At 60.1% G+C, this 23,063-nt stretch carries 20 protein-coding genes; 13 read left to right on the top strand and 7 right to left on the bottom strand.

The genetic code is table 11. The features are described 5' to 3' along the window. Positions 1 to 35: 35 nt before the first annotated feature. Positions 36 to 944, bottom strand: coding sequence for a DMT family transporter (locus KW837_RS19875; RefSeq protein WP_218398123.1), 909 nt, complete (start codon positions 942 to 944; stop codon positions 36 to 38). A 129-nt stretch (positions 945 to 1,073) separates the two neighbouring features. Between KW837_RS19875 and aceK the strand changes: the two genes are divergently transcribed. The 7 genes from aceK to KW837_RS19840 all read left to right on the top strand — a co-directional run bounded on the left by aceK (position 1,074) and on the right by KW837_RS19840 (position 12,208). Further along, positions 1,074 to 2,795 (top strand): bifunctional isocitrate dehydrogenase kinase/phosphatase, encoded by a 1,722-nt coding sequence (aceK, locus tag KW837_RS19870; protein WP_218398121.1) that lies wholly within the window; start codon positions 1,074 to 1,076, stop codon positions 2,793 to 2,795. Between the two features lie 206 nt (positions 2,796 to 3,001). After that, positions 3,002 to 6,913 (top strand): ATP-dependent RNA helicase HrpA, encoded by a 3,912-nt coding sequence (hrpA, locus tag KW837_RS19865; protein WP_218398119.1) that lies wholly within the window; start codon positions 3,002 to 3,004, stop codon positions 6,911 to 6,913. A 315-nt stretch (positions 6,914 to 7,228) separates the two neighbouring features. Beyond that, positions 7,229 to 8,350, top strand: coding sequence for a beta-ketoacyl-ACP synthase III (locus KW837_RS19860; RefSeq protein WP_192344391.1), 1,122 nt, complete (start codon positions 7,229 to 7,231; stop codon positions 8,348 to 8,350). Positions 8,351 to 8,511: 161 nt separating this feature from the next. After that, positions 8,512 to 9,126 carry an RNA polymerase sigma factor gene (locus tag KW837_RS19855; RefSeq protein WP_218398117.1) on the top strand — a complete coding sequence of 205 codons (615 nt, stop codon included), beginning with the start codon at positions 8,512 to 8,514 and terminating at the stop codon, positions 9,124 to 9,126. Continuing rightward, a complete protein-coding gene (locus tag KW837_RS19850; protein WP_123501124.1) occupies positions 9,120 to 9,356 on the top strand; it encodes an anti-sigma factor in 237 nt (78 codons plus the stop codon). Before KW837_RS19855 ends, KW837_RS19850 begins: the two co-directional genes overlap by 7 nt. A gap of 232 nt (positions 9,357 to 9,588) precedes the next feature. Then, entirely contained in the window at positions 9,589 to 10,932 is a 1,344-nt protein-coding gene (locus KW837_RS19845) for an OprO/OprP family phosphate-selective porin (protein WP_192344392.1), read from the top strand. Positions 10,933 to 11,083: 151 nt separating this feature from the next. After that, on the top strand, positions 11,084 to 12,208 hold the full coding sequence (locus tag KW837_RS19840; protein WP_192344393.1) for a GNAT family N-acetyltransferase: 1,125 nt from the start codon (positions 11,084 to 11,086) through the stop codon (positions 12,206 to 12,208). A 20-nt stretch (positions 12,209 to 12,228) separates the two neighbouring features. Here the strand turns inward: KW837_RS19840 and aqpZ are convergent, their stop codons facing one another. The 3 genes from aqpZ to KW837_RS19825 all read right to left on the bottom strand — a co-directional run bounded on the left by aqpZ (position 12,229) and on the right by KW837_RS19825 (position 14,307). After that, positions 12,229 to 12,927 carry an aquaporin Z gene (gene aqpZ, locus KW837_RS19835; RefSeq protein ID WP_008071923.1) on the bottom strand — a complete coding sequence of 233 codons (699 nt, stop codon included), beginning with the start codon at positions 12,925 to 12,927 and terminating at the stop codon, positions 12,229 to 12,231. 270 nt (positions 12,928 to 13,197) lie between these two features. Then, the gene (locus KW837_RS19830) at positions 13,198 to 13,803 is read right to left on the bottom strand and encodes a pyridoxamine 5'-phosphate oxidase family protein (RefSeq protein ID WP_218398115.1); all 606 of its coding nucleotides are present in this window, start codon (positions 13,801 to 13,803) and stop codon (positions 13,198 to 13,200) included. An 18-nt stretch (positions 13,804 to 13,821) separates the two neighbouring features. Then, complete coding sequence (locus KW837_RS19825; protein ID WP_218398113.1) at positions 13,822 to 14,307, bottom strand: GNAT family N-acetyltransferase; 486 nt, start codon at positions 14,305 to 14,307, stop codon at positions 13,822 to 13,824. 141 nt (positions 14,308 to 14,448) lie between these two features. On the opposite strand from KW837_RS19825, the gene KW837_RS19820 reads away from it, so the two are divergent. The 3 genes from KW837_RS19820 (at position 14,449) to KW837_RS19810 (ending at position 16,644) form a co-directional block, all read left to right on the top strand. Beyond that, positions 14,449 to 14,874, top strand: a complete 426-nt coding sequence (locus tag KW837_RS19820) for a nuclear transport factor 2 family protein (RefSeq protein WP_218398111.1) — start codon at positions 14,449 to 14,451, stop codon at positions 14,872 to 14,874. Positions 14,875 to 14,987: 113 nt separating this feature from the next. After that, positions 14,988 to 15,332, top strand: a complete 345-nt coding sequence (locus KW837_RS19815) for a YciI family protein (RefSeq protein ID WP_192344398.1) — start codon at positions 14,988 to 14,990, stop codon at positions 15,330 to 15,332. 76 nt (positions 15,333 to 15,408) lie between these two features. Next, complete coding sequence (locus KW837_RS19810; RefSeq protein ID WP_218398109.1) at positions 15,409 to 16,644, top strand: RNA polymerase sigma factor; 1,236 nt, start codon at positions 15,409 to 15,411, stop codon at positions 16,642 to 16,644. 123 nt (positions 16,645 to 16,767) lie between these two features. On the opposite strand, the gene KW837_RS19805 is transcribed toward KW837_RS19810, so the two are convergent. Continuing rightward, positions 16,768 to 17,622, bottom strand: coding sequence for a LysR family transcriptional regulator (locus tag KW837_RS19805; protein ID WP_218398107.1), 855 nt, complete (start codon positions 17,620 to 17,622; stop codon positions 16,768 to 16,770). An 89-nt stretch (positions 17,623 to 17,711) separates the two neighbouring features. Between KW837_RS19805 and KW837_RS19800 the strand changes: the two genes are divergently transcribed. Further along, complete coding sequence (locus KW837_RS19800; protein WP_218398105.1) at positions 17,712 to 18,149, top strand: multidrug/biocide efflux PACE transporter; 438 nt, start codon at positions 17,712 to 17,714, stop codon at positions 18,147 to 18,149. Between the two features lie 43 nt (positions 18,150 to 18,192). Here the strand turns inward: KW837_RS19800 and KW837_RS19795 are convergent, their stop codons facing one another. Next, complete coding sequence (locus KW837_RS19795; RefSeq protein WP_218398103.1) at positions 18,193 to 18,951, bottom strand: SDR family NAD(P)-dependent oxidoreductase; 759 nt, start codon at positions 18,949 to 18,951, stop codon at positions 18,193 to 18,195. 120 nt (positions 18,952 to 19,071) lie between these two features. On the opposite strand from KW837_RS19795, the gene KW837_RS19790 reads away from it, so the two are divergent. Then, complete coding sequence (locus KW837_RS19790) at positions 19,072 to 19,968, top strand: LysR family transcriptional regulator (RefSeq protein ID WP_218398101.1); 897 nt, start codon at positions 19,072 to 19,074, stop codon at positions 19,966 to 19,968. A gap of 123 nt (positions 19,969 to 20,091) precedes the next feature. On the opposite strand, the gene KW837_RS19785 is transcribed toward KW837_RS19790, so the two are convergent. Beyond that, complete coding sequence (locus tag KW837_RS19785; protein WP_008071907.1) at positions 20,092 to 21,114, bottom strand: transporter; 1,023 nt, start codon at positions 21,112 to 21,114, stop codon at positions 20,092 to 20,094. A 275-nt stretch (positions 21,115 to 21,389) separates the two neighbouring features. Here KW837_RS19785 and KW837_RS19780 point away from each other — a divergent pair, with 275 nt between their 5' ends. Further along, entirely contained in the window at positions 21,390 to 23,015 is a 1,626-nt protein-coding gene (locus tag KW837_RS19780; RefSeq protein ID WP_218398099.1) for a methyl-accepting chemotaxis protein, read from the top strand. Positions 23,016 to 23,063: the final 48 nt, after the last annotated feature.

Here is a 23,063-nt window from a genome sequence, read left to right as displayed (position 1 = left end):
TTGCCCGCGAAGGCGTCATCAGCAACACCACATTACTACCGGGCAGCCACCTCAACCGACTTCACCACCGCCGGCTTCAACACCAGCCACAACGCCAGCGCAATCAACACTCCGCCATAAAGGTGCGCCATCGATAGCGGCTCATCCAGCAACAGCGCCCCCCACAACACGCCGAACGGCGGGATCATGAAGGTCACGGTCATCGATTTCACCGGGCCAACCGACGTCAGCAAACGGAAGTAAATAATGTAGGCAAAGGCTGTGCAGACCAAACCCAACCCCAGCAACGACAGCCAGACATTCCAGCCGCCCCAGCTCGCCGGTGGCTGGCTGAGCACGCTGTAGCCAAACAGCGGCAGCAACAACAACGTCGCGCCGAGCATGCTGCCCAGCGCCGAAAGACGACTGTCGAGACCGCCGGCATGGTCGAGCCAGCGCCGGGCGAGGAACCCGGCAAAGCCATAGCAGGTGGTGGCCATCAGGCACGCCAGTGCGCCCATCAGCAGTTCCATGTTGAACGCTACCGGCCCGGCGCGGGTGAGGATGCCCACGCCGAACAGGCCGAGAAAGACGCCGCCCAACTTGGCGGCGGTGAGTTTTTCATGGAAGAACAATCCGCCGATCAGCACACCCATCAGCGGCGTGGTGGCGTTGAAAATCGCCGAGTAACCGGCCGGCAGCACCTGGGCGGCCACGGAATAGAGGGTCGCTGGAATCCCGGAGTTAATCATCCCCAGCAGCATCACCGTCTTGAATTTGCCTTTGAAATCCCAGCTGATGCGCATCAGCCCAAGGATCACCAGCAGCCCGACGGCGGCAATCGACACGCGAAAAAAAGCAGTGGGGATTGTGCCAATCACTGGGGCAATAACGCGCATGAACAGAAAGCTCGCACCCCAAATGGCGGCAAGCGACAACATACGCAGGATATCGACGGGGTTCACAGCGCTTTCCTTCCTTGATTGGCGCGCAAGTGTCGCGCCAGTCAGGGCGCAAGGCAATGGTTGCGTTGCGTCACACAGGGCCACTAAGCTCAGGCTCCAACGACAAAAACAGCCGCCGAGGTTTTACCTATGCCGCAGCAATGGCCAGCCGCCGACATCGCCCGAATGATCCTCGATGGCTTTGACGATTACCGCGAGCATTTCCGTCAGATCACCGACGGCGCCCGAGCCCGTTTCGAGCAGGCCCAATGGCAAGAGACGCAAGTCGCGTCGGCGGCGCGGATCAACCTCTATGAAGAAAAGGTCGGCGAAACGGTAGGGCGCTTGCATGCGTCGTTCGCGACCGATGTGCTGATGGACGTCAGCAACTGGCCGCTGGTCAAAAGCGCTTATATTAGCCTGATCGACCTGCGCTTCGACGATGAACTGTCCGAGACCTGGTACAACTCGATTTTCTGCGGCCTGTTCAGCCATGACCTGATCAGCGACGGCTGCATGTTCATTCACACCACGCGGCCGAGCCTGCGCCGCGCCCGGGCCGCGCAAACCCGCATCTACAAGCCGCAGGGGCAGTTGTCCGGCATGCTCACGAGCATCTTTGCCGACTACCGCTTCAGCGAAGATTACGCCGATCTGGCCGGCGACCTGCGTCGCCTCGAAGCGCAATTGCGCGAGAACCTGCCGGACTGGGTCTGCAAGGACCCGCAGCTGAGCGTCGAACTGTTTTCCTCGGTGCTTTACCGCAACAAGGGCGCCTATCTGGTGGGGCGCATTTACACCCCCGACGAGCAATGGCCACTGGTGATTCCGCTGCTGCACCGCGAAGGCCGGGGCATCCAGATCGATGCGCTGATCACCGACGAGGCGGAGGTGTCGATCATCTTCTCCTTCACCCGTTCGTACTTCATGGTCGATGTGCCAGTGCCGGCGGAATTCATCGGCTTTCTCAAACGCATCCTGCCGGGCAAGCACATCGCCGAGCTGTACACCTCGATCGGCTTCTACAAGCATGGCAAGTCCGAGTTTTATCGCGCGCTGATCAATCACCTGGCCAACACTGACGACCAGTTCATCATGGCCCCCGGCGTGCGCGGCATGGTCATGAGCGTGTTTACCCTGCCGGGCTTCAACACCGTCTTCAAAATCATCAAGGACCGCTTTTCACCGTCGAAAAACGTCGACCGCGCCACGGTGATCGAAAAGTATCGCCTGGTGAAAAGCGTCGACCGGGTCGGGCGGATGGCCGACACCCAGGAGTTCGCCGACTTCCGTTTCCCCTTGAGCAAGTTCGAACCGGCATGCCTGGAAGAGTTGCTCGAAGTGGCCGCGTCCACGGTCTCGGTGGAGGACGATACGGTGCTGATTCGTCACTGCTGGACCGAACGCCGGATGACGCCATTGAACCTTTATCTGGAACACGCCAACGAGGCGCAGGTTCGCGAGGCGCTGGAGGATTACGGTCTGGCGATCAAGCAACTGGCGGCGGCGAACATTTTCCCCGGCGACATGTTGCTGAAGAATTTTGGCGTCACCCGTCACGGTCGTGTGGTGTTTTATGACTACGACGAGATCTGTTTCCTCACCGAAGCCAACTTCCGCCACATCCCGCAACCGCGTACACCGGAAGACGAAATGGCCTCCGAACCGTGGTACTCGATCGGGCCGCTGGATGTATTCCCCGAGGAATTTCCACCGTTCCTGTTTGCCGATTCGGGGCAACGAAAGTTGTTCGATCAGTTGCATGGCGAGTTGTACAACGCCGATTACTGGAAGAGTTTGCAGGAGGCGATTCGCGCCGGCAAAGTGATCGACGTGTTCCCGTATCGCCGCAAGGGCCTGGATAACGAATAACACCACCCCTGTAGGAGCTGTCGAGTGAAACGAGGCTGCGATCTTTTGATCTTGTCTTAAAAATCAAAATCAAAAGATCGCAGCCTCGTTTCACTCGACAGCTCCTACACAGCTCCTACACAGCATCTACAGTAGAACCACCCGCAATCGCTGCCAAATCTGCGACAATCCGCCCCCTGCGCCACTAGACGACTTTTGCGTACCTGATGACTGACGAATCGCCTTCAATCGACAAACTGCTGAAAAACCTCGATCACGCCATGCTCGCCGACCGCCACCGGCTGCGGCGGCAGTTGCTGGAGCTGCGCAAGAAACCTGACGAGGCCAAACTGGCCCAGTGGGTGACGCGCACGCAGGCGTCTTGCGATCAGGTGTTGGCGCGGCGCGCCAGCCTGCCGGTGATTCGTTACGATGACAGCCTGCCAATCGCCGCCAAGCGCGACGAAATCAAAGCGGCGCTGCTCAAGCATCAGGTGCTGATCATTGCCGGCGAAACCGGGTCGGGTAAAACCACCCAGTTGCCGAAAATCTGCCTGGAAATCGGCCGCGGCCAGCACGGCCTGATCGGCCACACCCAGCCCCGTCGAATCGCCGCCCGCAGTGTGGCGAGCCGGGTCGCTGAAGAGTTGGCGACGCCGTTGGGCGCGCTGGTCGGCTATCAGGTGCGGTTCGAGGATCAGAGCGATTCCAACACCCTGATCAAACTGATGACCGACGGCATCCTGCTGGCGGAAACCCAGAACGACCGCTACCTCGAACGCTACGACACGATCATCGTCGACGAAGCGCACGAACGGAGCCTGAACATCGACTTCCTGCTCGGTTACCTGAAAACCCTGCTGCCGCGTCGTCCAGATCTGAAAGTCATCATCACCTCGGCCACCATCGACCTGGAGCGTTTCTCCAAGCATTTCGACGATGCGCCGATCGTCGAGGTCTCCGGCCGCACCTTCCCCGTGGAAACCTGGTACCGCCCGCTGACCCTGGAGCAGGACGAAGAGGGCAACCGCGTCGAGGACGACTTGACCGTGGATCAGGCGATTCTCGCCACCCTCGACGAGATTGCCGCGTTTGAACGCAGTGAGCGCAAGAGTCCCGGCGACGTGCTGGTGTTCCTGCCCGGCGAGCGCGAGATTCGCGATGCGGCGGACATGCTGCGCAAGGCCCAGCTCAAACACACCGAGATTCTGCCGTTGTACGCGCGGCTGTCGCCGGCCGAGCAACAGCGGATTTTCCAGTCTCACCCTGGACGTCGCGTGGTACTGGCGACCAACGTTGCCGAAACCTCGCTGACGGTGCCGGGCATCCGTTACGTGATCGACAGCGGCACCGCGCGCATCAGTCGTTACAGCTACCGCGCGAAGGTGCAGCGCCTGCCCATCGAAGCGATTTCCCAGGCCAGCGCCAACCAGCGTAAAGGCCGTTGCGGGCGGGTCGAACCGGGTATTTGCATCCGCCTCTACAGCGAAGAAGATTTCATCGGCCGCCCGGAATTTACCGACCCGGAAATCCTGCGGACCAACCTCGCGGCGGTGATTTTGCAGATGCTCCATCTGCGCCTCGGCGAGATCACCGATTTCCCGTTTATCGAGCCGCCGGATGGCAAGGCCATCAGCGACGGTTTCAACCTGCTGCAAGAACTCTCGGCGGTGGACCGCAACAGTCAGCTGACGCCGCTTGGTCGCCAACTGGCGCGGTTGCCGGTGGACCCGCGCATGGGCCGCATGCTGCTGGAAGCGGCGAAACTGGGCAGCTTGCAGGAAGTGCTGATCGTCGCCAGCGCCATGTCGATTCAGGACCCGCGCGAACGTCCGCCAGAGCGCCAACAAGCGGCGGATCAGGCTCACGCGCAGTGGAAAGACGTGGACTCGGACTTCGCCGGGCTGGTCAATCTGTGGCGTGGTTTTGAAGAACAACGCCTGGCCCTGACGGCCAGCCCGCTGCGCAATTGGTGCCGCAAGAACTTCCTGAATTACCTGCGCCTGCGCGAGTGGCGCGACTCCCATCGGCAGTTGAGTCTGATCTGCCGCGACATGCAGTTGAGCCTCAACAAAGAGCCGGCGGATTACCCGAAACTGCACAAAGCCGTGCTCTCGGGGCTGCTCAGCCAGATCGGTCAGAAAACCGATGAAGGCGATTACCTCGGTGCCCGTCAGCGGCGCTTCTGGATTCACCCGTCGTCGGGCCTTGGCAAGAAGCGTCCGCAATGGCTGATGACCGCCGAACTGGTGGAAACCACCAAACTCTACGCGCGGATGGTCGCCAAGATCGACGCCGACTGGATCGAGCCGCTGGCCGGGCACCTGATCAAGAAAAACCACTTCGAACCCCATTGGGAGAAGAAGCGCGGTCAGGTCGTGGCCTTCGAGCAAATCACCCTGTTCGGGCTGATCGTGGTCGGGCGCCGGCCGGTGCATTACGGGCCGATCGATCCGGTGGTGTCTCGTGAATTTTTTATTCGCGAAGGTCTGGTGCGCGGCGAGATTCAATCCAAAGCCAAATGTCTGACGGCCAACCAGAAATTGCTGGAACAGTTGGATGAACTGGAAGCCAAGGCGCGCCGCCGCGACATCCTCGCCGACGAAGAAACCTTGTTCGCCTTCTACGATGCGCGACTGCCAGCAGAGATTCACCAGACCGCGACCTTCGACAGTTGGTACCGGGTCAACAGTCAGAAAGACCCGCAGCTGCTGATCATGCGCGAAGAAGACGTGCTGGCCCGCGAAGCCAGTGAAGTCACCGCCGCGCATTACCCGGACACCCTGCACATCGGTGATCTGGAACTGGCGCTGAGTTATCACTTTGAACCCAACCATCCTCGCGACGGCGTGACCTTGCGCGTGCCGGCGCCGCTGTTGCCGATGCTGCCGCCGGAACGACTGGAATGGCTGGTGCCGGGCGTGATCGAGGCCAAGTGCATTGCGCTGGTGCGCAACCTGCCTAAAGCGTTGCGCAAGAATTTCGTGCCGGTGCCGGACTTCGTCAAAGCCGCATTGCAGCGCATGACTTTCGCCGAGGGCTCGTTGCCTCAAGCGCTGGGCCGTGAACTGTTGCGCATGACCGGTGCGCGGGTCAGCGATGAAGCCTGGGCCGAAGCGTCGCAACAGGTCGACAGTCATTTGCGGATGAACCTGGAAATCGTCGACGGTCAGGGCAAGTTCCTCGGCGAAGGCCGTGACCTGGCCGAGCTGACCGCACGCTTTGCCGAGGCGAGCCAGGCTGCGTTGGCTGTACCGCAAACGGCGAAGAGCCAACAGCCGGTGGAGCCGAAAGTCTTCGCCGCCGTGGCCGAAAAAACCCAGCAGAAAATCGCCGGGCTATCGATGACGGTGTATCCGGCGCTGGTGGAAGAGGGCGGCACAGTCAAGGAAGGTCGATTCTCGACCCCGGCCGAAGCCGAGTTCCAGCATCGCCGGGCCTTGCAGCGCTTGCTGATGCAGCAATTGGCGGAACCGGCGAAGTTCCTGCGCGGCAAGTTGCCGGGGCTGACCGAGTTGGGCCTGATGTACCGCGACATGGGGCGAGTCGACAGCCTGGTGGAAGACATTCTGCTGGCCAGTCTCGACAGCTGCATTCTCGAGGGCGAAGACCCGTTGCCACGGGATGGCGCCGGGCTGGCGTCGCTGGCCGAGCGCAAACGTGGCGGCTGGACCGAGCACGCCGAAAGGCTGGCGAAGCTGACGCTGGAGATTCTCAAGCTCTGGCACGGCCTGCAAAAACGCTTCAAGGGCAAGATCGACCTGGCGCAAGCCGTGGCCTTGAACGACATCAAGCAGCAGCTCAGCCATCTGGTGTATCCGGGGTTCGTGCGCGAAACCCCGATGCAGTGGCTCAGGGAATTGCCGCGTTATCTGAAAGCGGTCGAGCAGCGCTTCGAGAAAATCGGCGCTCAGGTGCAGAGGGACCGGGTCTGGAGCGGAGAATTGTCCGGCCTCTGGGCCCAATACCAGACCCGCGCCAACAAACACGCCCAGGAAGGCAAGCGCGATCCGCAGCTGGAACTCTATCGCTGGTGGTTGGAGGAATACCGGGTCTCGCTGTTCGCGCAGCAATTGGGGACCAAGGTGCCGATCTCCGACAAGCGCCTGAACAAGCAATGGAGCCAGGTCGAGCCATAACCGTGAACCGCTTTTCGTAGGAGCCAGGCTTGCCGGCGAAGGCGTCCTCATGAACGCCTTCGCCGGCAAGCCTGGCTCCTACAGGTAATTCGTTGCCTCTGCGGCAGGCGTTTGTTCTTGCAAAAGGCGCCAAAAGCCAGCGTTTATGGCAAACTTCGCGCCTATAAACGCCAGCCTCGCGGTTTTGAGCCTTCACGGGCCCGGGCGGATCGGAATAAAGCGATACCAGGTTTGCGTCCTGACCTGGAATAGACCCTTTGTGTGTTGGTACGTCGGTGCCAGCGCTTTCTGCCTGAACGGATTAGAGAAACGACCATGCATAACGTCGTCATCAGTGGCACCGGCCTGTACACCCCGGCCAACAGTATTTCCAATGAAGAGCTGGTGCAGTCTTTCAACGCTTACGTCGCGCAGTTCAACGCCGACAACGCCGACGCCATCGCGCGCGGCGAAGTCGAGGCATTGACCGAATCCAACGCGGCGTTTATCGAAAAAGCCTCCGGCATCAAAAGCCGCTTTGTCATGGACAAGGACGGCATCCTCGATCCGCAGCGCATGGCACCACGCCTGCCAGAACGTTCCAACGACGAGTGGTCGGTGCTTTGCCAGATGGCCATCGGCGCGGCCGAACAAGCCTTGCAGCGCGCCGGCAAGACCGCCGCTGACATCGACGGCGTAATCGTCGCCTGCTCCAACCTGCAACGTGCCTACCCGGCGATAGCCATCGAAGTCCAGGAAGCGCTGGGCATTCAGGGTTTCGGTTTCGACATGAACGTCGCCTGTTCCTCGGCGACCTTCGGCATCCAGGCGGCGGCCAACAGCGTGCAACTGGGCCAGGCCCGGGCGATCCTGATGGTCAACCCGGAAGTCTGCACCGGTCACCTGAATTTCCGCGACCGCGACAGCCACTTCATCTTCGGCGACGCCGCCACGGCGGTGATCATCGAACGTGCGGATCTGGCGACGTCCAAGTACCAGTTCGACGTGGTCAGCACCAAACTGCTGACCAAGTTCTCCAACAACATCCGCAACAACTTCGGCTTCCTCAACCGCGCTGCGGAAGAGGGCATCGGTGCCCCCGACAAGCTGTTCGTCCAGGAAGGCCGCAAGGTGTTCCGCGATGTCTGCCCGATGGTCGCCGAGCTGATCGCCACGCACCTGGAAGAAAACCAGCTCAACGTCAGCGACGTGAAGCGCTTCTGGCTGCACCAGGCCAACCTCAGCATGAACCACCTGATCGTCAAGAAGCTGCTGGGCCGCGAAGCCACCGAAGAAGAAGCCCCGGTGATTCTCGACACTTATGCCAACACCAGTTCTGCCGGTTCGGTGATTTCGTTTCACAAGAATCAGGACGATCTGATCAGCGGTTCGCTGGCGGTACTCAGCTCGTTCGGCGCCGGCTACTCGATCGGTAGTGTGATTCTGCGCAAGCGCTGAGTGCGCCTGATTGTGGCGAGGGGCTTGCCCCGCTTTTCGTAGGAGCCAGGCTTGCCGGCGAAGGCGTTCTTAAGGACGCCTTCGCCGGCAAGCCTGGCTCCTACACTGGCGGTGGGGCAAGCCCCTCGCCACAATACCGATGGTTCTGAAACGAGGTTTGCATGGCCGCAGCTGACGACACCCTACTACTCGAACGCCTGCTGGCGGGCGAGCAGAGGGCTTTCAAGGAACTGGTCAGCACCTACCAGAGCGCCATGCGCGCGGTGGCCTATGCCATCGTCGGCAACCGACACGTCGACGAGGCGGTACAGGATGCATGGCTATCGGTGGTGCGCAATCTCGGCGGGTTCGAGGGGCGTTCGAGCCTCAAGACCTGGCTGCTGACCATCACCGCCAACTCGGCGAAGAGCCGCTACAAGCAAAACCGCCGGGAAGTGCTGCTCGATGACCTGCCGTCGCCTCATGGCACCCTCGATGACGATCGTTTTTCATCGACGGATGGACATTGGCTGGTGGCGCCGTACGCCTGGCATCAGGACACGCCAGAGGCCCTGTTGACCGAAAACGAGTTGCGCGAATGTCTGGAGCACACGCTGCTCAGCCTGTCGGAACTGCAAAGCAGTGTTTTGCTGTTGCGTGAGCGACAGGGACTGGAGTTGGAGGAGATCTGTAATCTTCTGGAGATCTCGCTCTCCAATGTTCGTGTGCTGCTGCATCGGGCACGGTTGAAGGTCTTTGCGACCGTGGAGCATTTTGAGGAAACCGGCGAATGTTGACCTGCAAGGAACAAGTGGCGCGCTCCAGTGATTATCTCGATGGCCAATTGAGTTTTCGAGAACGACTGATGATGCGACATCATTTGATGTTTTGCCCCAATTGCCGACGGTTCATTCGGCAGATGCGGTTGATGCAGGCCACCTTGAAAGTGATGCCCGAGCCGCCTGTACCTGATCTGGATGCGCTGGCTGAACGGCTTGCCAACGAACATCTGAAGAACAAACCGTAGTTTTTCCGCCCGTAACATACCCCTTCAGCCGCTCTAGCTTACGGCTTGCAGCTCATCCCTTGGCGCTGCTTTTCTGTTATTTCGATTCGAAGTAAAAAAGTTCCCCTGTCATAAAATCTTTATCTATCAGCAACCCGGCTGAAATACCCCGCCTCCAAGATTCCCTCCCAACACAAGCGGGCCAGACCCGCGTGTTTCCAAGCTACAGACCACCAATTAGGGGAACTCTTCGATGATCCGTAAGCACTTCGCCGGTTTTGCCGCCAGCGCATTGGCCATGGCAGTAACCGCCCAGGCTTTCGCTGGCACCGTCACCACTGACGGCGCCGATATCGTAGTCAAAACCAAGGGCGGCCTCGAAGTCGCCACCACCGATAAAGAATTCAGCTTCAAACTCGGCGGTCGCTTGCAGGCTGACTACAGCCAGTTCGATGGTGTCTACACCAAAAACGGCGATACCGCTGACGCGGCCTACATCCGTCGTGGCTTCCTGGAACTGTCCGGTGTGCTGTACACAGATTGGGCTTACACCATCAACTACGACTTCTCCCACAACAGCGGTGATTCCGATAACGGTTACTTCGACGAAGCGTCGTTGGCCTACAACGGCTTCAAACCGGTCTCGATCAAAGTCGGTCGTTTCGACCCGGATTTCGGTCTGGAAAAAGCCACCAGCTCCAAGTGGGTCACTGCGCCAGAACGCAACATGGCGTACGACATGGTCGATTGGGCGAACAGCCACCAGAATGGTCTGGGCCTGCAAGCCTCCAGCACCTTCGCTGATTCGTTCTACGCTTCCGCCGGCGTGTTCAGCAAAGACACCGACGATACCGATGGCGACAGCGTTAAACAGGTCAACGGCCGCTTTGTATTCGCGCCGATGCATGACGCCGGCAGCGTGCTGCACTTCGGTGTGAACGTGGCTTCCCGTGATGTCTCCGATACGGCGTTCGACTCGCGTTATCGCACCCGCATGGGCATGCGTGGCGTCGAAACCCTCGGTGGCAACGATGCTGGCACCAACGGCAACCGTCCGGTGCTGGGCGGCAGTTCCACTTCGGCTGCCGGCTCCTATGACCGTGACGACGCTTACGGCCTGGAAGCCGCATTCGCCATGGGCCCGGCCTCGATCCAGGGTGAATACATCGCCCGCAAAACCAAGGCCGATGCCAGCAACCTTGAAGACATCAAGGGTCACGGTTTCTACGTTCAGGGTGCCTACACCCTCACCGGCGAAGCCCGTGGCTATAAAGTCGGCAAGTTCGATGCGATCAAGCCAGCCAACAAGTCCATCGGCGCCTGGGAGCTGTTCTATCGTTACGACAGCCTGACCGTCGAAGACGACAACATCACCACTGCCAGCCTGACCCGCGATGTCGGCGATGCCGAAGCCCAAGTGCATACCCTGGGCGTCAACTGGTACGCCAACGAAGCAGTGAAAATCACTGGCGCCTACCTCAAGGCCAAGACGGACAACGTGACCAATGCCACAGCGGCCAGCGGCACGACGCCTGCCCGTCGCACCGGTGATGACAGCGGTGACGGCTTCGTGGTCCGTGCTCAATACGTGTTCTAAATCGCAGTAAACGCTGTATGAGCTCTTTCTTCATCCGTTAAAGCTCCTCTCGTTTTAACCCCGCCTTGGCGGGGTTTTTTTTGTTTCGGGTTAGGCAATCAGATAAGCGATACTCGTCCCATCTGTAGAAAAATGATGGTCGGGGATACTGATGCCGCTGCAACGTCTGGAAAGTCTGTCCGAAATCGCGCCGCACACCTGGGACGCGCTGGTACCGCAAACTCAGCCGTTTCTGCGCCATGCCTTTCTGAGTGCGTTGGAAGACAGCGCCAGCCTCGGCCCGCATTCCGGCTGGCAGCCCGAGCATTTGTTGCATATCGAAGGCGATCGTCTGATCGCCGCGCTGCCCAGTTACCGCAAATGGCATTCCTACGGCGAGTACGTGTTCGACCATGCCTGGGCTGAAGCCTGTGAGCGTGCCGGCATCGACTACTACCCCAAACTGTTGACGGCGGTGCCGTTCAGCCCGGTCAGCGGGCCGCGATTGCTGGCGGCGACGATCGAGGACGGTTTCGAACTCCTGCAGAGCCTGCCGGGTTATCTGGAAATCGAAGGACTCTCCAGCGCCCATATCAACTTCACCGATCCATTCACCGATGCGGCATTGGCCGAACAGCCAGGCTGGTTGCAGCGCATTGGCTGTCAGTACCACTGGCAGAATCGCGGCTATCGGGATTTTCAGGACTTCCTCGACGCCCTCAGTTCGCGCAAGCGCAAGCAAATGCGCAAGGAGCGTGAGCAAGTGGCCGGGCAGGGTATCGACTTCGAATGGCTGGAAGGACGGCAACTGGATCAGGCGCAGTGGGACTTTGTGTATGCCTGCTACGCCAATACCTACGCGGTGCGTCGGCAAACGCCGTATCTGACCCGGGAATTTTTCAGTCTATTGGCCGAGCGCATGCCGGAATCGATTCGTGTGGTGCTGGCTAAACAGGGCTCACGACCGGTGGCCATGGCCTTCAGTCTGGTCGGGGGCGACAGCTTTTACGGTCGTTACTGGGGCTGCCTGGCGGAGTTCGATCGTCTGCATTTCGAGACTTGTTTCTATCAAGGCATGGATTACGCGATTGCCAACGGCTTTCAGCGTTTTGACGCCGGCGCTCAGGGCGAGCACAAGTTGATTCGCGGCTTTGAGCCGGTGATCACCCATTCCTGGCATTACCTGCGACACCCGGGCTTGAAGGCGGCGGTGAAAGACTTCCTTGAGCGTGAGCGGGTCGGGGTCATGGGGTATGCAGAAGAAGCGAAGACTGCCTTGCCTTACCGGCAAGGCTGATCTTCGCGTTATGTCCCTTGTCAGCTGTCTTCTTTGCCCAGCCAGCGATACATCACACCGCCGATGACCGCACCCAGAATCGGCGCCAGCCAGAACAGCCACAGTTGTTGAATCGCCCAACCGCCGACAATCAGCGCCGGGCCCGTGCTGCGGGCCGGGTTTACCGAGGTGTTGGTGACCGGAATCGAGATCAAGTGGATCAGGGTCAGCGCCAGGCCGATGGCGATGGGCGCCAGCCCGGCCGGGGCGCGTTTGTCGGTGGAGCCGAGAATGATCAGGATGAACATGGCGGTCATCACCAGTTCACTGACAAACCCCGCCGCCATCGAGTAGCCGCCTGGCGAGTGTTCGCCGTAGCCATTGGATGCAAGGCCGCTGGCCAGTTCGAAGCCGGGTTTGCCGCTGGCGATGAAGTACAGCAGAGCCGCTGCGATGATCCCGCCGATCACTTGGGCGATGATGTAGGCGGGCAGTTCTTTGGCAGGGAATCGTCCGCCGACCACCAGCCCGACCGAAACCGCAGGGTTGAGATGGCAGCCCGAAATGTGGCCAATAGCGAAGGCCATCGTCAGCACCGTCAAACCGAATGCCAGGGACACCCCCAGCAAACCGATCCCTACGTCTGGAAACGCCGCCGCCAGGACCGCACTGCCGCAACCCCCCAACACCAGCCAGAACGTACCTACCAATTCTGTAGCCGAACGTTTGAACAAAGACATAGCGAGTTTCCCTGTCGAGATAACACTGTCGTTGTGCATCCAGCAGATGGACTACTCCAGAACCTTTGCTGAGTACAGCAGGGTTTGAATGAAATTCCAGTGACCATAAAAACCGCCGGAGCCTGTGTCTAAAGGGTTGTGGCGGTTATCGCAGGTCTAATGTGGGAGCGGGCTTGCTCGCGAAGGCGGTCTGTCACCAACATTGATGTTGAATGTGATGGCCCTTTCGCGAGCAAGCCCGCTCCCACATTGAATGGTGGTGTCAGGTGATCAGTAGAGACTGTCCCGCACTCTCGCCGGTGCTTCCCGGTCATACGCTTCGGCATCGAACTGCCCATCGTTCAGGCGCTTGTGAAACGCCCCGGCGGTCGGCAGCGCAGAGCGTTCGAGGTGTTTGTGCGGGTTCCACAGATCCGAACGCACAATCGCTTTCGAGCAGTGGAAATACGCCGCTTGCACCGTCACCAGCATCACCGTGCGCGCCGGTTTGCCATTGACTGCAAAACTCTCCAGCAACTCGCGCTCGGCGCTGATCTGCGCTGTGCCGTTGACCCGCAGTGTCTCGCCGATCCCCGGGATGATGAACAGCAGCGATACCCGCGAATCGAGCACGACATTGCGCAGCGTGTCGATGCGGTTGTTGCCCGGTCGATCCGGAATCGCCAGCATGCGCTCATCGATAATCCGCACGAAACCCGGCGTATCGCCACGCGGCGAGCCGTCCAGGCCGTCGGGGCCGACCGAGCTGATTATCACCAGTGGCGAGGCGCGGACCATCGCTTGATAGTCCTCGTTCAGAAACGGGATCTGCTTACGCACCGCGCGGTCATGGGGCAGGCCGTAGATCGCTTCCAGCGCTTCGATTGAATTCAACATCGTTCATCCCTCTACGAATCAGAAAATCAGCCCCATCCGCCGTTCATAACCGATCCGGCCTTTGTACGCTTCGCCGCTGTCGACAAAGCCATATTTGGCATACAGCGCGATGGCCGACTCATTGTCTGCATCCACCGACAACTCCAGCCCTTTGATTTCCGGCCAGGCCTGGCGCGCAACCTCGGGCAGGGCTTGCAGGCAGGCTTTGCCATAGCCTTTGCCCTGGGCGCGGCGATCGACTTGCAGGGCGTGCAAGGTAGCGCTGTGTTCGTCGGCCCAGGCCGGCAGCACCGGCGGGCGCTTGAGCAGCAGGAAGGCTACCGGAACATCCTCCACCAGCAGCGCGAAGCCTTTGACGCCAGGGCCAGGCTTGGACAGCAAAGTATGCAACGCACCATGAATGTCGCCGGAGAATTTGATTTGTTCGGCGTGGATTTCGATCGCCTCGACCTGTTCACGCTGCAGGGCGTTCAGGCTTTCGTAAGGCACGAGTCGGGCTGTCACTGGAGTGTCCTTTTTCCAACGGAAATGAGCCTCGGATTCTAGCGAATTTGCTCCCATGGATTATTTTTATTTCGGTTGTCGATTTGGCTGTTCGCCAGACGACTAAGGGTGTCTTCAACAAAAAAACCACGGAGAACCATCATGAATGCTCGGACACAAATTCATAACCTGATCGAGAACTATCGTCAGGCGGTCATCGCCAAGGACGTGGAAAAGGTCATGGACCTGTACGCCGACGACATCGTCTCCTTCGACGCGGTCAAAGCCCTGCAATTCAAGGGCAAGGCGGCCTACCGTGCGCATTGGCAGGAATGCATGGAGATGTGCCCTGGCCCGCATATTTTCGAGTTCCACGAGATCGACATTGTGCCGTCGCAGGAGATCGCTTTCGCGCACTGGCTGGCGCATTGCGGCGGCACCAATGAAAAGGGTGAAACCCAGGCCTGCTGGATGCGCGTCACCGCGTGCTACCGCCAGGAAGCGGGGCTATGGCAGATCGTTCACGAACACTGGTCGGCACCGTTCGACATGACGAGCGGCGCGGTGCTGTTCAATCTGGAACCTTGATAGTCGGTCCGATTCGCCGGGCTGTTTATCGGAAAGCAGCGCCAAAGCGCCCATCTGCAGCCATAGTTGATCCGTTCGATCAGGGCACAGTCCCCAAGAAATGGAGAGCCCCCATGAAGTATTTATGCCTGGTCTACAGCAACGAGCACGAGTTGCACTCGCTGCCCGAAAGCCCCAATGACGCTGAGTGCATGGCCTACGCCGAGTCGATCCAGGGCAGTGGGCGGATGCTCGCCGCCGAAGCGCTGGAGTCGGTGCAGACCGCGACCACCGTGCGCATGCGCAACGGCAAGATGTCGATCACCGATGGCCCGTTCGCTGAAACCAAGGAGCAATTGGCTGGCTTCTATTTGATCGATGCCAAGGACCTCAATGAAGCCCTCCAGGTCGCCGGCAACATCCCGGCGGCCCGGGTCGGCTGTGTCGAGGTGCGGCCCGTTCGCCAGCTCAATCCCTGAATAACCAGCACAACAGGAGTTCTTTCATGCGTCTGCCACCCCTGCAACGAATGCCCGTCGAAGGTATGCCGTACTGATGCCTGGCGAGTCGGTACAGGCGCGAGTCGAGCAGGTCTACCGCGAAGATTCGCGGCGGATTCTGGCGACTTTGATCCGTCTGCTCGGAGATTTCGACCTCGCCGAAGAAGCGCTGCACGAGGCGTTCTTCGTCGCGGTCGAGCGCTGGCAGCGTGACGGTGTGCCGGACAATCCGCGCACCTGGCTGGTGTCCACCGGGCGCTTCAAGGCCATCGATGTGTTGCGCCGGCGTGCGCGTTTTAATGCGTCCCGGCCGATGTTGATCGCTCAACTGGAAGCGCTGGAGCAGGCTGACTGGAGTGATGAAGATGTGGAAGACGATCGCCTGCGGCTGATCTTCACCTGTTGTCACCCGGCACTGGCGGCGGACGCTCAAGTGCCGTTGACCCTGCGCGAAGTCTGTGACCTGACCACCGAAGAAATCGCCCGGGCCTTTCTCTCGGCGCCGGCCACCATCGCCCAACGCATCGTGCGGGCCAAGGCGAAGATTCGTGACGCGAAAATCCCTTATCAGGTGCCCACCCTGACGGAACTGCCCGAGCGTCTCGACAGCGTACTGCGGGTGATTTACCTGGTGTTCAACGAAGGCTACTCGGCGTCTATCGGCAACGAATTGACCCGCGAAGACCTGACGCGTGAAGCGATTCGTCTCGGTCGGTTGTTGATGGAATTGCTCCCCGAACCGGAGGTGATGGGGTTGCTGGCGCTGATGCTGTTGCATGAGTCCCGACGTCCGGCCAGGACCTCATCGAGCGGTGAACTGATTTTGCTGGATGAACAGGATCGCTCGTTGTGGGATGCCGAGCTGATTGCCGAAGGCTGTGCATTGGTGGAACGGGCGCTGACAATGCGGCGCTTCGGGCCTTATTGCCTGCAAGCGGCGATTGCGGCGGTGCATGCCGAAGCACCGACGGCCGCGGAGACGGACTGGCCGCAGATTGTCGGTCTGTATGACGTGCTGCTGCGGGCCGTGCCGTCGCCGGTGATCGAACTCAACCGTGCGGCGGCGCTGGCCAAGCGCGATGGGCCATTGGCGGGGTTGCTGCTGATCGAAGGGATTCTGGCGCGGGGCGAATTGCTGGATTACCACCTGGCGCACTCGGCGCGGGCCGAGTTTTACCGGCAGTTGGGGAGGGTGGAAGAGGCGCGAGCGGCGTATGAGCGGGCGCTGGAATTGACGCAGCAGGTGCCGGAGCGGCGGTTTATTGAGGGGCGGCTGCGGGCGTTGGAGTGATGTGATCTTGCTGGCCCCTTCGCGGGCAAGCCTCGCTCCTACAGGATTGAGTTGATCACACCTCTGCGATTCGACCCGAATCTGTAGGAGCGAGGCTTGCCCGCGAAGGGGCCCGCAAGACCTTCACTCCAACATCTTGCCAAGCAACCAACTCCCCGCCGGCCCCGGCGGATGCAGGCGTGACCACAGGGCATCGACGTACACCGCTTTCGGCCAGCCGCGCACATTCAGTTCCATCAATGACCCGGCCCCGAACCGCCCCACCAACCACCGAGGCAACGGTGCCCAGCCGAACCCGCCCTGGGCCATTTCCAGCAACATCAGGTAACTCGGTGCCGACCAGACACGCCCCTTCGCCCGGTTTTCATACGGATTGACGATCGTCGCCAGACGCAGCTCGCGGTGCTGTTGCAACACGTCCTGATCGATGTCATTCAGTTTCGCCAACGGGTGAGCGTGGGACACGAACAGGGCGATTTCCGTGCGCTCGTCCACCGTCGAACTGACCAGGTCTGGTGGGTAACTGTCCTGCATCTCGGCGAAGGCAACATGCGCTCGGCCGCGTTGCACCAGTGCCACCAGGTCATCACATTCAGCGATCAGGCATTCCAATTCCAGGTCTGGATAGCGCTGCTCAAAAGCACTGAGCGCCGCTTCAAAACGGTCGGACTGGTAAGTGTCGGAAATCGCCACGGTCAGCTTCGGCTCGACGCCTTGGGACAGTTGGCTGGCGGTCATTTCCAGACGGCTGATGGCGGCCAGAATCTCTTCGGCCCGTTGCAACATGACATGCCCGGCTGGGGTGAGGCTCGGCTTGCGGCTGCTGCGGTCGAAGAGGACAAGGTTCAGGTCGATTTCCAGGCTGGCCACGGCGGCGCTGATGGTCGACTGACTGCGGCCGAGCTTGCGCGCCGCAGCAGAAAACGAGCCTTGAGTCGCCGCCTGGACAAACGCCAGCAGCACTTCGTGGGAAGCCATTAACTATCGCCTTGATCGATGGTTATTGGTTATGAAGTATCGGTGTGATCACGGATCATGGCAACCATAGTCACTCAGGGAGCCTGGCCATGAACGCCAACAAATCCATCACTGAACGAATTTTCCAAGCCATCGGTTTCGAACTGCTGGCGATATTGATCTGTACTCCGCTGCTGGCCTGGATCATGGACAAGCCCATGCTGGAAATGGGCGCGGTCACCATGGCCATTGCAGCCCTTGCGCTGGCCTGGAACGTGGTCTTCAACGGCCTGTTCGACCGGTTGCTCAAACGCTTTGCGATTGTGCATAACGCTTGGGTGCGTGTGGTCCATGCGCTGTTGTTCGAAGGCGGCCTGGTCGCGTTCGGCGTGCCGTTGATTGCCTGGTGGCTGAAGGTCAGCCTGTGGCAGGCGTTCCTGCTGGATATCGGTGTGCTGCTGTTTTTCCTGCCATACACCTACGTCTATCACTGGGGCTACGACGTGGTGCGTGAGCGGTTGATGGTGCGCAGGGCTTTGGAAGGGTAAAAGCAAAGATCGCAGCCTGGGGCTGCGATCTTTTGATCTTTGCTTACAGAAACATCCCCCCCGAAGCCTCGACGCGCTGCCCGTTGATCCACTGGCCACCCGGCGCCAACAGCAACGCAATCGCGCCCCCGATATCGTCAGGTTTACCTACACGACCCAACGCTGTATTGCCGGCGACGTAGCTGTTCACGTCGTTATTATCGCGCACTGTCCCACCGCCGAAATCGGTTTCGATGGCGCCCGGTGCCAGCGTATTCACCGCAATATTGCGCGCACCGAGTTCCTTGGCCTGGTAGCGCGTCAGCACTTCCATCGCGCCCTTCATCGCCGCGTAGGCGCCATAACCCGGCAGGCTGAAGCGGGTCAGGCCGCTGGAAATATTGATGATGCGCCCACCGTCAGCCATCAACGGCAGCAGGCTTTGAGTGAGGAAAAACGGTCCCTTCAAATGGACGTTCATCAACAAGTCGAACTGCGCCACCGTGGTGTCGACGAAGTTCGCGTGAATGCCGACGCCTGCGTTGTTGATCAGGAAATCGAAATGCTGGCGGTCGAAGTGTTCGCGCAACACCTCTCCAACCCGGGTGCTGAAATCGGCGAAGTGTTCACTCTGGCCGACGTCGAGTTGCAGCATGGCGGCGCGGCCACCGAGTTTTTCTATCTCCGCGACCAGTGCCTGCGCATCGCCAGCCTGGCTGTTGTAGGTGCCGATGATGTCGATGCCTTGCGCTGCCAGATGCAGGGCGGTGCTTTTGCCAAGACCGCGGCTGGCGCCGGTGATCAATGCGATTTTACGGTTCATGGGATGTCCTCAGAGCAGTGAGTGATGATGTGGAGAAAGTTTATTTATCCGCCTCATGGTGATAAACAGGCTGGAATCGGAATCACTGGTCGGTTAATCCGAACAATAGAAGGTCGGCCCATGAACAAACTGGAACTGCTGCGCACCTTCGTTCGCGTCAGCGAAATGTCGAGTTTTACCCTGGCGGGTGAAAGCCTGGGCTTGCCCAGGTCCACGGTGTCCGAGCACGTCCAGGCCCTGGAAACGCTACTGGGCACGCGTCTGCTGCAGCGCACCACGCGCAAGGTTCAGGCGACGCAGGACGGTCTGGTGTTGTACGAGCGCAGCAAGGATTTGCTCTCGCACATGGACGAAATCGAAGGGCTGTTTCGCCAGGACGAGGCCTCGCTCGTCGGGCGGATTCGTATCGACATGCCCAACATCCTCGCCCGTCGGGTGGTCATGCCGCGTCTGCCCGAATTCATGGCGCAGCACCCCCATCTGGAGCTCGAAATCAGCAGCACCGATCGCCGGGTCGATTTACTCAGCGAAGGGTTTGACTGTGTGGTGCGGGTCGGTGCGCAACCGGATCAATCGGTAGTCGCGCGCCACTTGTGCGACTTCGCCATGGTCAACTGCGCCAGCCCCGCCTATTTGCAGCGCTATGGCGTGCCCGAACGACTCGAAGACCTGGCACAGCATCGGCTGGTCCATTACGTTGGTGTATTGGGCGCGCGGTCGGAAGGTTTTCTGTACGAAGAGGAGGGCAAGCTGCATCGCCTGCCGATGGCGGGCAGCATCACGGTGAACAACACCGACGGTTATGAGTCGGCGTGCCTGGGAGGTTTCGGCTTGATCCAGGCGCCAATGATGGGTATGCGGCCCTATTTGCAAAGCGGCGAACTGATGGCGGTGCTACCGCAGTTCAATGCACCGTCCATGGAAGTCTCACTGCTCTATGCCCGACAACGGCATTTACCGTTGCGGGTCAGAGCGTTCATGGACTGGCTGGGTCAAGTCATCCAATCCACAACCTGACCCGCCTTTGTAGGAGCGAGGCTTGCCCGCGAAGAACGATAACGCGGTCGTTCGGGTAGACCGCAGCGCATTCTTCGCGGGCAAGCCTCGCTCCTACAGGGGCGGTGGTGGTCATGGCAGTGATCAATAATCCTGCCGCTTGCGAAACGCCCAGCGCCCGGCAATCAGGGTAAACGTCGCGACCAGCGCCACCAGAATCCAGAACCCCTCCGGATCACCGGAAAGCGGCACGCCGCCGACGTTCATGCCGAAGAAGCCGGCAATGATGTTGATCGGCAGCGCCAGCACCGTGACCACGGTCAGGGTGAACAGCGTGCGGTTACTCTGTTCGTTGAGATTGGCGGCGATCTCTTCCTGCAACAGCTTGATCCGTTCACCGAGGGCCGTGAGGTCGTTGATGATCAGCGCAAACTCCTCGGTGGACTTGCGCAGCTCCTTGACGTCCTCCTTCTGCAACCATTGCGGCGGGCGATTGAGCAGGCGCAGCAACGATCCTGGCTCCAGCGCCAGCAACCGTTGCAGGCGCACCAGCACCCGGCGGTTGGCGCCCAGTTCAGCGCGGTTGGTGGACAGGCGCGAAGACAGCAGCTCATCTTCGATCTGATCGACGCTGAGGCTGGTTTTGCGCACGATCTGCGTCAGCACTTCGCCCTGATCGCGCAGCAAATGCACCAGCAGCTCCAGCGGTGAGCGAAAGCATTCACCGGCCTTCACCGACGAACGCAGCTTGTCCACCGAGTGCAGCGGTTGCAGGCGTGCGCTGACGATCAGCCGACTGCGAGCGCAGACCCACAGCGTCGAGACATCCGAGGAAACCATGCTGCTGAGGTTGAACACCACGTCGTTGACCACCGCCAGCAACGCCGAATCGACATGCTCGATGCGCGTCGAGCGAGAACCTTCGTGGAGTGCTTCGAAAAATTCATCGGGCAATGCCAGATGACTTTTCATCCAGCGCTCGCAGGCGGCATGGGCCAGGTTCAGGTGCAGCCAGAGAAACTCGTCACTGTCGTCCGGTTGTTGCAGGCAGTGCAGTGCCTTGGCCGAATCGATCTCTCGACCGCGCTCGCCGGGGCGAAAACTGAAACCGTAAAGCAGGCCGAACAGGTCGGAATCGCGATGGCGCTGGTCGATGCTGTGGTTCATGAAGTCTCGCTGCGAGGAAGCGCCTGTCGCGGGTTTCACAGGTTCACTTGAGCCTCATCATCGCAACGCAACTTGAAGGTTTTGTGACGGTTGGACAGCGCCGCAAATCTACCTTCTACCGGTCGTCGGAGAGCGCTCAAGAAAGGCTCTGGCGCGCCGATGAGGCTGATGTTGATCTTCCGATTCTGGTGGTGAACCAGTGTCGCTGACAGGGATGTCCAGACATCTTGCATGCCCCTTGGGCGTGCCTTTTCCCTGTCATGAGATATCACTCGATGTTTTTGCAAAAATCCCTGAGAGCGCAAATCCTCGCCCTGTTGAGCGGCAGCCTGTTGGCGATGTTGCTGATCGCTTTGTCCTGCTTTCACTTCCTGTCCAATGGCGTTCAGAACTACGCGAACCTGATTGAAGGTCCGTTGCACACCTCGCAATTGATCGATGAAGCCAACCTGCAATTCAAGGTGCAGGTTCAGGAGTGGAAGAACGTTCTGCTGCGTGGCAAGGAACCTGCGAACCTGGACAAATACTGGAAGCAGTTCGAGGACCGCCAGCGCGACGTGCAGGATATCCTCGGTGAACTGGCCGGGCAGAAAGGCATCGAGCCGCAACTCAAGACCCGCATCGAACGCCTGCGTGAAGAGCATCGTGTATTAGGTGCGGCCTATCAGAAGGGCCGTGATGCCTACGTGGCGGCCGGTGCCGACCCAACGGCCGGCGACAACGCGGTCAAGGGCGTGGACCGTGCCGCCAGCGAGCAGATGAGCGAGTTGGTCAGTGAGTTGCGCAAGCAGGGAACCGAGCAATCGAAGCTGATCAGCGCCAGCGCCGATCAGACGGTGTGGTTGGGGATCATTGTGATGCTGGTGTCGGGTCTGTTGATTGGCCTGTTGAGCCTGTGGCTGGTCAACCGCAACCTGGTGGAACCGATCCGCAAACTGATCGACTACGTGGCGCAGCTCAGCCAAGGGCGCTTCGCCGAGCGCGTGGCCAGCACCCGTCAGGACGAGTTGGGCAACCTGGCCAAGGCCGCTAACACCTTGCGCGATTTCCTCGCCGAAACCTTCAGCCGTTTGCAGCGCAGCGCGACGGATCTGGACAGCGCCAGCGGCGAGTTGAACTCGATTGCCGGCCTCATGGCCAGCGGCACCAACGAGCAGTTCAACCGCACCGATCAGGTGGCCACGGCGATGAACGAAATGTCCGCCACCGCGCAAGAAGTCGCGCGTCACGCAGCCGACGCGGCACGTGCGGCCGATGACGCCGACCAGTCCGCCCAGCAGGGCGAAAAAGTCATGCAGGGCACCATCCACACCATCACCCAAATGCGCGGCGAAATCGCCAACACCGCCACGGTCATCCGTCGTCTGGAAGCCGACAGCGGGCGCATCGGTAAAGTGCTGGAAGTGATTCGCGGCATCGCCGAACAGACCAACCTGCTGGCGCTCAACGCCGCAATCGAAGCGGCCCGTGCCGGTGAAGCCGGGCGTGGTTTTGCGGTGGTCGCCGATGAAGTACGCAGCCTGGCCCAGCGCACGGCGGCGTCGATCATCGAGATCAACCAGATCATTCAAACCGTGCAAACCGGCGCAGTGGACGCGGCCCAGGCGATCGAAAGCGGCCAGTCGCGCAGCGAAGAAAGCGTCGAGCAAGTGACCCAGGCCGGCGCCATGCTCGAGCGCATTACCCATGCCGTGGAGGCCATTCGCGACATGAACCGCCAGATCGCCACCGCCGCTGAAGAACAGACTTCAGTGGCCGAAGACATCTCGCGCAACCTCACCGAAATCACCAGCATCGCCAGTACCAACCTGGACAACGTGCAGCGCACCGAAGCGGCCAGCCACAATCTGCATGGCTTGTCGGGGCAGTTGAATGAAGTGACAGCGCGGTTGAGCGCCTAGTGAAATGGGCTGTGTATCGGTTCGGTCACCGAGTCGGTACACAGTCAC

This window comes from Pseudomonas sp. PDM24 (assembly GCF_019218905.1).
Lineage (GTDB): Bacteria > Pseudomonadota > Gammaproteobacteria > Pseudomonadales > Pseudomonadaceae > Aquipseudomonas.
The sequence above is the reverse complement of the archived record's forward strand: the minus strand, read 5'-3'. Positions and strand labels throughout refer to the sequence as shown.